At 34.8% G+C, this 13,910-nt stretch carries 11 protein-coding genes; 5 read left to right on the forward strand and 6 right to left on the reverse strand.

Annotation, left to right across the window (positions count from 1 at the left end; genetic code table 11):
- Window positions 1-223: 223 nt before the first annotated feature.
- Together murI and Q1J40_RS03945 are read right to left on the reverse strand one after the other, a co-directional pair.
- Window positions 224-1,021 carry a glutamate racemase gene (murI, locus tag Q1J40_RS03940; RefSeq protein ID WP_301098752.1) on the reverse strand — a complete coding sequence of 266 codons (798 nt, stop codon included), beginning with the start codon at window positions 1,019-1,021 and terminating at the stop codon, window positions 224-226.
- A 44-nt stretch (window positions 1,022-1,065) separates the two neighbouring features.
- Complete coding sequence (locus tag Q1J40_RS03945) at window positions 1,066-1,575, reverse strand: chorismate--pyruvate lyase family protein (RefSeq protein WP_301098753.1); 510 nt, start codon at window positions 1,573-1,575, stop codon at window positions 1,066-1,068.
- Window positions 1,576-1,884: 309 nt separating this feature from the next.
- Here Q1J40_RS03945 and Q1J40_RS03950 point away from each other — a divergent pair, with 309 nt between their 5' ends.
- Both Q1J40_RS03950 and Q1J40_RS03955 read left to right on the forward strand, forming a co-directional pair.
- Entirely contained in the window at window positions 1,885-3,408 is a 1,524-nt protein-coding gene (locus tag Q1J40_RS03950; RefSeq protein WP_301098754.1) for a sodium:solute symporter family protein, read from the forward strand.
- Between the two features lie 31 nt (window positions 3,409-3,439).
- Window positions 3,440-5,083 (forward strand): FAD-binding protein, encoded by a 1,644-nt coding sequence (locus Q1J40_RS03955; RefSeq protein ID WP_301098755.1) that lies wholly within the window; start codon window positions 3,440-3,442, stop codon window positions 5,081-5,083.
- Window positions 5,084-5,137: 54 nt separating this feature from the next.
- Here Q1J40_RS03955 and recG read toward each other — a convergent pair whose 3' ends face one another.
- The 3 genes from recG to rpoZ form a co-directional block, all read right to left on the reverse strand.
- Window positions 5,138-7,219 (reverse strand): ATP-dependent DNA helicase RecG, encoded by a 2,082-nt coding sequence (recG, locus tag Q1J40_RS03960; protein WP_301098756.1) that lies wholly within the window; start codon window positions 7,217-7,219, stop codon window positions 5,138-5,140.
- 117 nt (window positions 7,220-7,336) lie between these two features.
- Entirely contained in the window at window positions 7,337-9,445 is a 2,109-nt protein-coding gene (gene spoT / locus Q1J40_RS03965; protein WP_301098757.1) for a bifunctional GTP diphosphokinase/guanosine-3',5'-bis pyrophosphate 3'-pyrophosphohydrolase, read from the reverse strand.
- A gap of 109 nt (window positions 9,446-9,554) precedes the next feature.
- Window positions 9,555-9,836, reverse strand: a complete 282-nt coding sequence (gene rpoZ, locus Q1J40_RS03970) for a DNA-directed RNA polymerase subunit omega (RefSeq protein ID WP_301098758.1) — start codon at window positions 9,834-9,836, stop codon at window positions 9,555-9,557.
- A 229-nt stretch (window positions 9,837-10,065) separates the two neighbouring features.
- Here rpoZ and Q1J40_RS03975 point away from each other — a divergent pair, with 229 nt between their 5' ends.
- The gene (locus Q1J40_RS03975) at window positions 10,066-11,292 is read left to right on the forward strand and encodes a PQQ-dependent sugar dehydrogenase (protein ID WP_301098759.1); all 1,227 of its coding nucleotides are present in this window, start codon (window positions 10,066-10,068) and stop codon (window positions 11,290-11,292) included.
- A gap of 75 nt (window positions 11,293-11,367) precedes the next feature.
- Here Q1J40_RS03975 and asnA read toward each other — a convergent pair whose 3' ends face one another.
- Window positions 11,368-12,360, reverse strand: a complete 993-nt coding sequence (asnA, locus tag Q1J40_RS03980) for an aspartate--ammonia ligase (RefSeq protein ID WP_301098760.1) — start codon at window positions 12,358-12,360, stop codon at window positions 11,368-11,370.
- 170 nt (window positions 12,361-12,530) lie between these two features.
- Between asnA and asnC the strand changes: the two genes are divergently transcribed.
- Window positions 12,531-13,004 (forward strand): transcriptional regulator AsnC, encoded by a 474-nt coding sequence (asnC, locus tag Q1J40_RS03985; protein WP_301098761.1) that lies wholly within the window; start codon window positions 12,531-12,533, stop codon window positions 13,002-13,004.
- A 126-nt stretch (window positions 13,005-13,130) separates the two neighbouring features.
- Window positions 13,131-13,895: a uridine phosphorylase gene (gene udp / locus Q1J40_RS03990; RefSeq protein WP_301098762.1), complete on the forward strand. Its 765-nt coding sequence runs from the start codon at window positions 13,131-13,133 to the stop codon at window positions 13,893-13,895.
- The last annotated feature ends 15 nt before the right edge of the window (window positions 13,896-13,910 follow it).

Raw genomic sequence — 13,910 nt, forward strand, 5'->3', positions numbered from 1 at the left:
CTGATAGTTTGTTAAAGAGCAAAAAATAACGACGCACTGTATTTCTAACTTATTCACAACAGCGCGTCGTTGTGTGGTGCGTATTATAGAGAAAAATTACATCATGACAAGTACTTTTTGTAAAAAAATTTCGTTTTTGTGTTAAATGTCTCAAATTTGCTCACCAAGATGGAAAACAAAACAAAATATAGTTATAAAACAATCTATTTATCTCTATATCTAACTATATATTCAATACAGTCAAATTATCAAACTGCCAATTTTTCATAACTTCTTTTCTTTGTTCAAAATCTATGGTTTGTTTTGTACAAAATGCTTGATTCTTTTTATCTCTATTTTCATTATTTTGTTTTGAGCCATTGATAAGAAGTGCTAATACTCGTTTTGCAATTCCGTTTCCCGGATCAATAAAATATTTTACATGAGGAAGTAATTGCTTTAATTCTTCCTTCACTAAAGGGAAATGTGTGCATCCTAAAATAACCGTATCCAGCACTTCGTCATCTTGCCACTCTGAAATAATTTTTTGTAAACGTTGCATATCGACAAAACCTGTTTGTTGCTTTTCTTCTACTAACTCAACTAAGTCTGTCGTGCCAATTTTTTCAATTTGATGATGACTAGCATAAGTTTGAATAAGATCGGATACGTATTGACGATTTACAGTTCCCTTTGTTGCTAATAAACCTATCTTACCTGTTTGAGAAATTTCCGCAGCGGGTTTAATAGCAGGAACAGTACCTACTATAGGAATGGAAAATTTCTCCCGTAATCGAGGTAAAACAACAGTACTTGCTGTATTGCACGCTACCACTACCATATCAAGCGGTTGGATCTGTGTAATCTTTTGCACAATTAATTCTGCCCGATCAATTAGAAAATTCTCTGTTTTTTCAGAATAGGGAAAATAAGCATTATCAAAGCAATATAAGTAATGGGCATTAGGTAAGCTTTGTCGAATGGCATCATAGATGGTCAAGCCTCCCATGCCTGAATCATATATAAGAATAGTTGGTTTCATATTATCAATTGCAATAAGTTTTATTTGGCATGCTACTCTTTTCGTTAAGTAGGTTCAAATGGAAATTCAGCTAAGAAGAGTTCGCAAATTTCTAGAGGATAGTCTTTTAATAATAATAATGATCGTCTAGCGTATAGCTCTGTCTTTGAATCAAACGCCCACTCTAAATTTTGGCGAATTGGTTCTTGAGGAAATAACCATAACCCAATTGGGGTTTCTCCCAAGTTAGGGATAACTTGTGCCACATTGTCAATTGTTGCTTGAGGAAAAATAGTTTGGGCAAAAATCCATGGCGTGCTATCCCCTTTTAATAAAATCTCTCTGACCCAAGCGGTCTGTTCCTCTGGATATTTTGCAAAATTCTTTGACAAACTAACCGCTTGCCAATCTTCTTGAGTAATTTCAACAGAGATATTTGAACTTACCATCTGTAATTTTTGTGTCAATGATGCTGAATAGAAGAGCCAATCAGCTATATTAGATGGCACATCATTTTGATTTGTTTGCCAATCAGCATTTTTAAAAATATCACGGTATAAAGTCAGTTTGTTCATTTTTTATGAATAAATAACAACAAACTTTCTACTAGCTTGTTGGAATTATTATTAAGAAGAATATAGGTTTTCATTGTAATTGAAAATCTATCTCAATGTTACCTCTAAAAATTAGGAAAAGAATATTATGTTTAATTAACCACTTTTTGACTACCATCACAATATTGAGATTGTGAGTAATTGAAAAAATGATACAATTTATGGAGCAAAAACATCTAAATGATTTAAAAAAAAGAAATTACATTTCATTAATCGAATGAAAATAAACCTTTCATTCTTAATTTTAACATAATCAAATCGGAGAATCTTATGGCGTGGCATTGGAGTAACTGGGTTGTTTTAGCTGGGTATTTCTTATTCATTGTCGGTATAGGTGTATATTTTTCAAATAAAAATAACTCCTCTGAAGACTACTTTACTGCCAGTGGAAGAATACCATCTTGGGTAACAGCATGTAGTATATATGCAACAGCATTATCATCACTTTCTTTCATTGCGATCCCTGCTTCCGTCTTTCATAACGGAGCAATATTAGGGATGGCTCCTTTAGGTATTATCCTTATGGTAATTTGGGCTGCCTATGTATTTGTGCCATTTTTTAGAAAAATACAAGTGACTACAGCTTATGAGTACTTAGGTAAACGTTTTGATAATAATTTTAGATGGATAGGAAGTCTCTCTTTTATCATATTTCATCTAATTAGAATGGCTGTAGTATTATATCTTCCTACTTTAGCATTAAAAGAAGCACTACCAGACTTAAATCCAACCTTATTATTAGTTATCGTTGCTTTCTTATGTGTCGTTTATACCTCAATGGGAGGAATTGAAGCGGTAGTTTGGTCAGATGCAATGCAAACTATAGTCTTACTATTTGGTGCTCTTTTAATCATTGCTATTGGGTATTTCTCAGTACCGGAGGGCATATTACATGGCTTTAATGTTTTATCAGAAAACCATAAAACTATTCCCGAAGATGCTTGGGAAATATCTTTAAGTGGAATGACATTCTTTGGTATATTGATTGGAGGATTCTTAAATTCCATTTACTCTTATGTTGGATCACAAGATATCGTACAAAGATATAACACAACAAAAAATGAAAAAGAAGCTAAGAAAAGCTTACTCATTAACATACCATTATTATGTATGAGTATTTTCATTTTCTGCGGAATGGGAACGGCGCTATACCTATTCTTTAACGGTAGTGCAACACTTCCTGAAAATATAGATGGCAATGCTATCCTACCTTATTTTGTTGTCAATTATGTTCCTAGCGGAGTTTCTGGAATTATACTTGCGGCAATATTCGCCGCAGCGCAATCAACTGTATCATCAAGTTTGAACTCATTATCAACTTGTGTAACATCAGACATAATTGCCCCACTTAAAAAACAAATCACTGACAAAGAAAAACTTAGAATAGCTAAGCTCACAAGTTGGATTGCGGGTATTTTAAGTACTATTTTAGCTGTTCAATTTTTAAATACTGGACAAGGGGATATGTTCTTATATTTCCAAGCAATAACAGGGCTTCTAGGCGGACCAATCGCTGGACTATTCCTGATTGGAATCTTCTTTAAAAAGATTGATCATAGAGCAGCATGGGTTGGCTTTATCGTCTCAGTTATTATTGCTGTGTACTTAGGTGATCCCGCTTCTATTTTATCTAATTTGATTCCGGGATATGAAAAACCTCAAGTATTCGAGATTTTAATCTCTGGTATTATCATTGCTGGTTGTGTTATTCCTGCTTGGATCGCTTCATTTGTATTTGGCGAACCTAAGAAAGAACAAGTGGAAAATCTTACTTATTTCACAATAACCAAATAAATGCTGATTTTTCAAAAATATAGGGAAGAAAATGGAATTAACAATAGTTCAGAAAGATGCTGTTGATATTTTAGTAGTCGGCAGTGGAATAGCTGGATTAATCGCTACAGATCAAGCGGTCAGATTAGGATACAAAGTTTGCTTAACGACTACTGGCAAAATCTGTGGGGGAGCCAGTTTCTTCCCTATAAAAGGCACACTAGGAATACAAGTAACATCTAGAGAAGTCGCTGATAAAGAGAGATATAGAGAAGATATTTCCAATATGGGAGACCGTATGGAAAATCCCGAACTGATAAAGACTTATATAAATGAAATACGAAATAATATTAATCTATTAAAAAATATTGGTTTTAACCCTTGGTTACGAAAAGATAATAGACCTGCTTGTTTTGCAAAATATGCTCGAGATATTTATTTAATTAATAATTGGAAACAAGCAAAAGAACAATGTACAGAGCAGTTATCAGCGTATAAAAATTTAACACTTTTAGAAGAAAGTTCGCTGATAAGAATAGTAAAAAACAAAGACTGTGTTGTTGGTGCTATCTTTAAGATAAGAGATAAATATACGTTCATTCAAGCTAAAGCGATCATTTTAGCAACAGGTGGTGTTGCTGGAAATTATAAAAATAGCTTATATCCAACAACTGTGACAGGAATGGGACATATTGTGGCTCTAGATGCGGGAGCACAAGCCCAAAATATGGAATTTATACAATTTATCCCCGCATTTTTATCCCCTAAATACAATGTACTCTTTGGCGAACATACTCTTAAATATTGTGCTGGAATGTTTTCTTTAAATAAACAATTAGTCATCCCAGGAGTACAAGATAAAGATTGGAAAGCTTTATGGTTAGAAAGAAGTAGTTATGCCCCTTTTAGTTTTGATTTTGAAAGCCATAAAATAGACTTACAGATAAATTCTGAAGGAGTAAAACTAAAATTCAACAAAGAGCTTTATGACGATAAAGAAGAATTTTATGAGGTCTATTTGAACTGGCTTAAAAATGAAATGGGAATAGATCTCTTAAAAGATGATGTTGTCATTACTCATTTTGCCCATAGTTGCAATGGTGGGATAAAAATTGGAACAAGTGGCGAAACTGGAGTTGCTGGCTTGTATGCAATAGGTGAATTATCCTCAGCGATAGAAGGTGCTAACAGATTAGGTGGAAATTCTGTAGGGGGTGCATTAGTTTTTGGGAAAAGAGCTGTTGAACATATTCAGAAATATATAAAAGGCTTAAAGAATAATGATATAAATTTTGAAAAAATCGTAGCTGAATTTTATTCTTGGGTTGATGAGTTATTAAAAGCAGATGGTCAAAATAAACTATCTAGCTCTGAATTAGTTCAAACAATAAAGAAAATTGCTAATAATTCAATGGGGATAGAAAGAGATAAAGAAACGCTTACTCAAGCACTCAAGGATATTGAAAATCTCAGAAAGAATTACAGTATAAAAGATAATCTCAATGAAAAAGGTATAGAAACCTATTTGAGAATTGAAACTGTAAAATTATTATTAATCAGTATGCTAACAAGAAATGAAAGTAGAGGTGCTCATTACAGAAGGGATTTTCCTTATACTTCCGATCAACCATATAAAATCATATTAGCAAGACGAGATAATCAAACAATAGCCCAAAAAGAGTATGTTTTGAATTAAACCAACCTAACAATACTTGATGAGCCAGTATATATCAAGCATTTTTATTAATTATTACGCATTACTATACTCTGCATTATCACTAATCCAGCGATAAATAAGCTGTTCTGCTATATCTGGATATTTAGCTATTAACTGCTTTGCGTAAGATTGGACTAATGGGATCATTTTGCGATCACGCATTAAATTAGCAATTTTTAACTCCGCCATTCCTGTCTGTTTTGTCCCCAGAATTTCTCCCATCCCTCGAATTTGAAGATCCTTTTCTGCAATATAAAAGCCATCTTGACTATCACGTAATACTTGCAAACGCTTTGATGAAATTTTACCAAGTGGGGGCTTATACATTAATACACAGTGTGATGCCGTTGCGCCTCGTCCGACTCGTCCTCGTAATTGGTGTAACTGTGCTAGCCCTAATCGTTCTGAATTCTCGATAATCATTAAACTTGCATTAGGTACATCAACCCCGACCTCAATAACTGTCGTTGCTACAAGCAGATCAATATTCCCTTGTTTAAACTCCGCCATAATCGCTTGTTTTTCTTGTGCTTTCATTCTTCCATGCACTAAGCCAATCCGTAAATCTGACAAGGCTCGTTGTAAATCTTCAGCTATGGCTTCTGCGGCTTGGGCTTCCAATACTTCAGATTCATCAATTAAAGTACAAACCCAATAAGCTTGACGATGTTCATTTTTACAGGCTCGATACACTCGCTGCACAATTTCATCTCGACGTTCTTCCGAAATAGCGACTGTCGTAATCGGTGTTCGACCTGGTGGTAATTCATCAATAATAGACGTATCTAAATCGGCATAAACCGTCATTGCCAATGTTCTTGGAATCGGTGTAGCCGTCATAATGAGCTGATGAGGGTAAATATCCTCTTTTACCCCTTTTTCTCGTAAACTTAAACGTTGATGAACACCAAAGCGATGCTGTTCATCAATAATAACTAAAGCAAGCTGATTAAACTCAACTTGATCTTGGAACAAGGCATGCGTCCCAATTATCATCTGCACTTGCCCTGTTTGAATAGCTTCTAACTGTGCTTGTCTAGCCTTGCCTTTAACTTTGCCCGCAAGCCAACCTACCTCGACTCCAAAAGGTTTTAACCAATTGGCAAAATTATTAGCGTGTTGTTCCGCCAAAATTTCTGTCGGAGCCATTAATGCCACTTGTTTACCATTATCAATCGCTAATAATGCAGCCAATGCCGCCACTAATGTTTTTCCTGAACCAACATCGCCCTGCACTAATCGCATCATTGGAAAAGGTTTTGCTAAATCTTGTTCAATCTCTTGAGCAACTCGCCATTGTGCATTGGTCGGTTTAAAAGGTAGCGTGGATAAAAAGCGTTGCTTTAAATCAGTTTGATATCTCAATGGTTCAGCGTGATGTTGTTGAACCCCTTTTCTTACCTTCTGCATTGCTAGATTGTGAGCCAATAGTTCTTCAAAAATGAGTCGTTTTTGTGCAGGATGTTCACCATTTTCTAATTGCTCAATACTGGTATCTGGTGTTGGACGATGCAGAAATTGTAAGGCTTCTTTCAAGCTATATTTATGAGGATTGAATTCATCGGGCAGAAGTTCTGGTACCTGTACTTTGGACAGCACTCCTAATGCCTGATCAGTTAATTTTCTCAAAGAGGCTTGTTTCAGTCCTTCGGTAGTCGAATAAATAGGAGTTAAGGTTTCTGCCAATACAAGCGGTTGGTTCCCTCGAATAATTTGATATTCTGGATGATGAATTTCTGCCATGTAGCGACCACGTTTTATTTCACCAAAGGCTTTAACTCTTGCTCCTATCACTAAGCTATTTTTCATCCCTGCGTTAAAGTTAAAAAACTTAAGCATGATTTTGCTTGTACCGTCAGACAAGGTGGTAGAAAGAATTGGGCGTTTACCGAATTGTACTTCCGTAACTAATACCGTGCCTTCGATCGTTGCATAGGATTCTGGACGAAGATCGATAATAGGCGTGATCCTTGTACGATCTTCATACCGCATTGGTAAATGAAATAAAAGATCTTGTACGTTATTGATCCCGATTCGACCCAATCGTTCTGAAATAGCTGCACCGACACCTGATAAAGCCGTTAATGGAATACCGTCTAATAGTTGTGAATTCATAATAGTAAACTTTTCTAAGCAACTGACCGCTTCTTAACTGTATAAAAATACAATTGTATAGAAGAAAAAAGGGTGCCGCAATGACACCCTTATGTTTAATCGACTTATCGCAAAAAATTAACCGGATCTTACCGCTTGTACGACTCCATTAATATGGGATAATTTATGTAGAATTGATTCTAAGTGTGCTTTATCAACCACACTAATCACGAGTTTGAGTTGATAGATTCCTCCAGCTAAACGAGAACCATTAATATTTAAAATATTACTATTCATTTTTGCTAATGCATTAGCAATATCAACTAACGCAGCTTGTTGGTTCAACGTATCTATATAAATTGCAGATTCAAATTCAACCGCTTTTTCTTTGGTAATTTCCCAATTTACTGCCATATAATCACGCTTATCATTCAAATGATCTTTAACATTACGACAAGTAATATTATGAATAATTAGCCCTTTACCTGAGCTAATATGCGCAATAATTTCATCACCTGGTACAGGTAAACAACACTGAGCAAAACTGATTAAGCTACTTTCAATCCCTTTAATAGCTAGAGATTGGTTATTTTCTGGATTTCCATCTGTATCAATTTCTAGTTTCTCACCTGATAAACGTTGAGCAACAATCCCACTTACTTGATTACCTAATCCAATTTCAGCCAATAGGTCATCAAAAGTTTCTAGTTTTAATTCCTTTAATACTGATTGCTGAATAACAGGATCAATATGTGAAAAATCAGTAGCATTTAAGGAAAGCAATAATTGACGTTTTCCTAATGAAATAGCTGCATCTCGTTTTTGATTTTTCAAAGTATTGCGAATACTTGAACGAGCTTTTGCAGTAACTACAAAATTTAGCCATAATGCATTTAAACGCACAGAATCTGCCATTTGTATTTCTACCGTTTGCCCAGATTGTAATGGCTCTGAAAGAGGATAAGGTTGATGATCGACAATTGCACCGATACATCTATCGCCAATATCTGTATGTAATGCGTAAGCAAAATCAACAGGTGTCGCTTTAGCTGGTAACTGAATAATACGACCTTTTGGTGTAAAAACATAAATATCACTAGAAAATAAGTCTGATTTTACATTTTCGATAAATTCAACTGAATTACCTGCACTTTGTTGCATTTCAAGGATACTTTTTAACCATTTTTGAATACGAACTTGTACACTTGTACTAACATAATCTTGATAACGCCAATGTGCAGCAACCCCTAATTTTGCCATTTCATCCATTTCTTCAGTTCGAATAAGTACATCAATAGGTGCACCTTTGTATCCGATCATTGAAGTATGTAATGATTGATAACCATTTGTTTTCGGTACAGCTATATAATCTTTTACTTGTCCTGGACGAGGTTTATATAATGAGTGCATTAAACCTAAAGTTCGATAACAATTATCAATATTCTCCACTACAACCCTAAATGAATAAACATCAAGAATGGAATTAAAATACTGATCTTTCTCTCGCATCTTCTGATAAAGGTAGAAAAGTGGACGCTCCTTACCATAAATACGAGAGCTAATACCTACTTCATCTAAGCGACCTTTCATATCTGCCGTTATACGCTGAATTAGTGGTTGTAAATGACCCCGTGCAGCTGCAACTGCACGTTTGATCACTTTATAGCGGTAAGGATACATTGCTTCAAAGCAAAGATCTTCTAACTCTGATTTTAGCGACTCCATCCCTAAACGATGGGCTAATGGGGTATAAATTTCTAAAGTTTCTTTCGCAATACGTAAACGTTTATCTGGTCGTAATGCGCCTAATGTACGCATGTTATGTGTGCGATCCGCCAATTTAATCAACACCACACGAACATCTTTAGTCATCGCCAAAATCATTTTACGAAAATTTTCAACTTGAGCCTCTTGGCGAGTTCTAAATTTAAGCTTATCTAATTTTGACACTCCCTGAACAATTTCTGCTACACTGGTACCAAATTCTTCGGCCAATTGTTCTTCTGTATAAGGGGTATCTTCAATTACATCATGCAATAATGCAGCCATCACTGCTTCATGATCTAATTTCATATTCGCAATAATACTTGCTACAGCAACAGGATGTGTGATATAGGGTTCACCACTAGAACGGTATTGCCCCTGATGGCCATCTTTGGCTACCTCAAAAGCTCGTCTTACCAGCTCAATTTTGTCTGGCGGTAAATATTCTTTAATAATGGCATGAAGACTTTCAAAAAGATGCACACTATACCCCACTTAAAATGACCTAAATTTAGATACAAAAATGGACAATATAAAATGCAAAATAAGTCAATGATCTGACCGCTTGCAAATTAAATTGTCCAAATAAAAATTAAGAGTTTGCTTGAACATCTGCAAGAAAAGAGATTGCTTCACGCTCAGCAACTTCTTGATGGAAAGCATCAATACTTTCTTGCTGATCTAATACTTTATTATCGATAAGACCTTCTTCAATTTCACGTAAAGCAATCACAGTTGGTTTATCATCTTCTTCTGGTACTAATGCTTCACGAGTGTGAAGTTGTAATTGTCTTGCACGACGTGCTGCTGTTAAAATCAAATCAAAACGGTTACCAATTTTTTCTACAGCATCTTGAACTGTTACACGAGCCATTATTTACTCCACTTTATAAATTTTTAATTTCTAAAAGGGTGTAGATTATACAGATATTAATGCGATCTTACAATAAACTCAGCGCGACTCTTGGCAAATAGATATCTTAAGACGATCTGAATTAATTGAAATTAAAATGATCTACTTACTATAATCATTATTATTTTTATTGTACGTTTAACTTAAAATAGTATTATCTCGTATTCAATGTGCTAGGAAGGAATTTGTAATGAAAAGAAAAATATTAGCAATTCTGATAAGTTTTTATGTTTCGATAGCTTATTCTGCCGTTAAAAACCCGACTGTTAATATTGTGGATGAACACTTTAATGCTAAAGTATTAATTGATGATCTACATAGCCCTACTAATATGGTTTGGGGATATGATGGGAATATTTGGTTAATTGAAAAGCAAAGTAATCAATTATCCACAGTTAATCCAGAAACTGGCGAGCGTAGCTTTATTTATACTCCACCATTAATTTCTACAGAAGCCAAACGACCAATACTACTCAGTTTTGTATTCCATCCTGATTTTTTGAAAAATAAACAGTCTGATTATTTATATCTCTATCAAAGCTACAATGAAATAAATGAAGATCAAGGTGTAAATCAAACATGGGGTAAGATTTCACGTTTAACCTATGATAATTCAACCAAGCAATTCATTAATGAAATCACACTACTCGATAAAATTCCATCAAATGTAGATCGTCCAAGTGGAATATTACGCTTTGGCTCGGATCAAAAACTTTATCTAGCATTAGATGATAACAATGAGCCAAATCAACAATGCGAAAAGACTATGGCACAAAAGATCCCATCAGTTAATGATATTGTGACACAAGATTTCAGTGCTTATCAGGGGAAAGTATTACGTATCAACACTGATGGCACAATTCCCGAAGACAATCCAAGAATAGCAAATATAAAAAGCCATATTTTCGCTTATGGTTTTCACTTCCCTAAAGATATGATTTTTAGCGGAGATCACTTCTTTAGTGTCGATCAAGGAACTAAAATTAGTGATGAACTGAATATTATTGAAGCAGGGAAAAACTATGGCTGGCCAAATCTATTAGGCAATGCTGAAAATACAAATTGTGATGCAGGACTGATACTTGAAAATATGCCAAAACAAACACAACTTCCTATTAAAACTTTTTCAGATACTATTGAGCCAAGTGGATTAGCTTACTATCCGAAAAATGGAACTATCCCATTCCTACAAAATTCGATCCTGATTACTGGATATAAGACAGGTACTTTATATCAAATACCTCTTAACGAAGAGGTGAATCAAGCTAATGGAAATACCATAGCTTATGTTTATTCTAACAACCACTACCAATCTGTGTTAATTAGCCCTGATGGTAAAAATATCTATATCGCAACTGATAATACCAAAAATTCAGATAATCTTGGGGCAATTATTACTTTTACTCAAAAACCTTAAAGCAAAGCGGTAAGATCATTGCAAAATTTTGCAAGAATCTTACCGCTTGAAACTAAACGATCTTACAACTGACTATTATAAAATATTTTCATATTGTTCTAACATCGCTTTCGGCCATACGCTAGATTGTACTTCACCAATATGGCGTTTACGTAACAAGAACATTGCCATACGAGATTGGCCTATGCCACCACCAATAGACAATGGTAAACGACCTGCCAATAAATCTTTATGCCAATCCATTTCTAAGCGAGATTCATCACCTGTTAATGAAACTTGTAAACGTAGTGCTTTTTCATCAACACGGATACCCATTGATGATAATTCAAATGCTGTACCTAATTGTTCATTCCAAACTAAGATATCACCGTTTAAACCTTTATAACCTTTTTCAGATTCTGTTGTCCAGTCATCATAGTCTGGTGCACGTCCATCATGTGCTTTACCATCTGATAGCTCGCCACCAATACCAATTAAAAATACTGCACCATATTCTTTACAAATTGCATTTTCACGTTGTTTACTTGTCATATCTGGATAGCGTTTTACTAAATCTTCGCTGTGAACAAAAGTAATTTGTTTTGGTAACACAGAAGGAATATCAAAACGAGCTTCAACCGCTAATTCAGTTAGACGAATCGCACGATAAATAGATCTTACAGTTTCTTTTAAATATTCGAAATCTCGACGACCTTCTGGAATCACTTTTTCCCAGTCCCATTGATCCACATAAACTGAATGGGTTGGATCTAATGAATCTTCATCTGGGCGTAACGCTTTCATGTGTACAAACAAGCCCTCGCCCTCTTTGAAGTTGAAACGAGATAATGTATGACGTTTCCATTTTGCAAGAGAATGAACTACTTCATAGGTTGCATCTGGAATTTGTTTAACATGAACTTGAACTGCTTTTTCCACACCAGAAAGGTTATCTTGCATCCCATTACCTACTTCACTCAAGATTGGCCCTTGTACTTCAATAATATCTAACTGTTCTATCAAGTTTTGAGTAAACGTATTCTTAACAAAGCTAATTTCTTGTTGTTGTAAAATAAATGATTTTTTCATAAAAAATACCTTAAATAATTGTTTAATTCATTAAAAGTTAAATATAATTTAAATCATTTGGGAGAAAATTCAATAGATTATTAAATAAAAAGCATTTATGATAGATAATATATAAAAATATCTATTTATATTAAATATTATCTATTTTTTAATATTATTTGGAGGGTAATTTGCAGACTAATCACCAATTACGATTACAAATCGACCAACTCGATCAACAGATTTTGCGTGTATTAACTAGAGATGCTCGAACATCTTATGCAGAAATGGCTAAGAGATTTAATGTTAGTCCTGGAACAATACATGTCCGTGTCGAAAAAATGCGTCAAGCTGGGATCATAGAGGGAACAAAAATACGCATTAACGAACGCAAACTCGGATACGATGTATGTTGCTTTATTGGTATTATTTTAAAAAGTGCCAAAGATTATCAAGGAGTAATCGCAAAACTAAGAGAATTTGATCAAGTCGTAGAAGCTTATTATACAACAGGGAACTACTCTATTTTTATCAAGGTCATGACACACACTATAGAAGAACTTCACGAAGTACTTGCTACGAAAATTCAGCTTATTGATGAAATTCAATCAACGGAAACATTAATCTCTATGCAAAATCCTATTTTGAGAGATATCAATCCATAAGCAAACGTTTCCTTTTGATCTTGTTCACAAATTTATAGATTCATCAATAAAAAAGTCGCTAATTCTATGTATGGGTTGGTAGAATAGAGGTGCAACATATAATAATTAATATTAGAGGGATAAATTATGTCAGAAGTATTTCATTTAGGTTTAACTAAAGCTATGTTAAAAGGCGCAAAAGTTGCTATCGTTCCTGGAGATCCTGCTCGTAGTGAACGTATCGCCGCAAAAATGGATAATCCAGAATTTCTTACTTCTACACGTGAATTTACATCATGGCTAGGATATCTTGATGGCCAGCCTATCGTAGTATGTTCGACTGGTATTGGTGGACCTTCTGTATCAATTTGTGTAGAAGAATTGGCTCAATTAGGCGTACGTACCTTCTTACGTATTGGTACCACAGGCGCTATCCAACCACATATTAATGTTGGTGACGTACTTGTTACAACTGGTGCCGTGCGTTTAGATGGTGCAAGCTTACATTTTGCGCCTATGGAATATCCAGCAGTCGCAAACTTTGAAGCAACAAATGCACTATATGCATCTGCATTAGAACATGATGTAAAACCTTATGTTGGTATCACAGCTTCATCTGATACATTCTATCCAGGTCAAGAACGTTATGACACGTATTCAGGTAAAGTATATCGTCACTTCCAAGGATCATTAAAACAATGGCAAGAATTGAATGTCATGAACTTTGAGATGGAATCAGCCACACTATTTACTATGTGCGGAGCATTGGGACTCCGTGCAGGTATGGTATCTGGTGTAATTGTGAATCGCACACAACAAGAAATTCCTAATGAAGAGACTATTAAAGACACTGAAGAAAAAGCAATTTCAGTTGTAGTCAAGGCAGCAGGAAAACTTGCTTTAGATTACTAACTAAGTAAGCGGACA

Source organism: Otariodibacter sp. (assembly GCF_029256985.1).
Lineage (GTDB): Bacteria > Pseudomonadota > Gammaproteobacteria > Enterobacterales > Pasteurellaceae > Otariodibacter.

Coding starts and splice junctions, on each gene's coding strand:
- Q1J40_RS03945 (WP_301098753.1), bottom strand. CDS start 1,575: ATGAACAAACTGACTTTATACCGTGATATTTTTAAAAATGCTGATTGG.
- recG (WP_301098756.1), bottom strand. CDS start 7,219: ATGAATTCACAACTATTAGACGGTATTCCATTAACGGCTTTATCAGGT.
- Q1J40_RS03975 (WP_301098759.1), top strand. CDS start 10,066: ATGAAAAGAAAAATATTAGCAATTCTGATAAGTTTTTATGTTTCGATA.
- udp (WP_301098762.1), top strand. CDS start 13,131: ATGTCAGAAGTATTTCATTTAGGTTTAACTAAAGCTATGTTAAAAGGC.
- asnA (WP_301098760.1), bottom strand. CDS start 12,360: ATGAAAAAATCATTTATTTTACAACAACAAGAAATTAGCTTTGTTAAG.
- rpoZ (WP_301098758.1), bottom strand. CDS start 9,836: ATGGCTCGTGTAACAGTTCAAGATGCTGTAGAAAAAATTGGTAACCGT.
- Q1J40_RS03950 (WP_301098754.1), top strand. CDS start 1,885: ATGGCGTGGCATTGGAGTAACTGGGTTGTTTTAGCTGGGTATTTCTTA.
- Q1J40_RS03955 (WP_301098755.1), top strand. CDS start 3,440: ATGGAATTAACAATAGTTCAGAAAGATGCTGTTGATATTTTAGTAGTC.
- murI (WP_301098752.1), bottom strand. CDS start 1,021: ATGAAACCAACTATTCTTATATATGATTCAGGCATGGGAGGCTTGACC.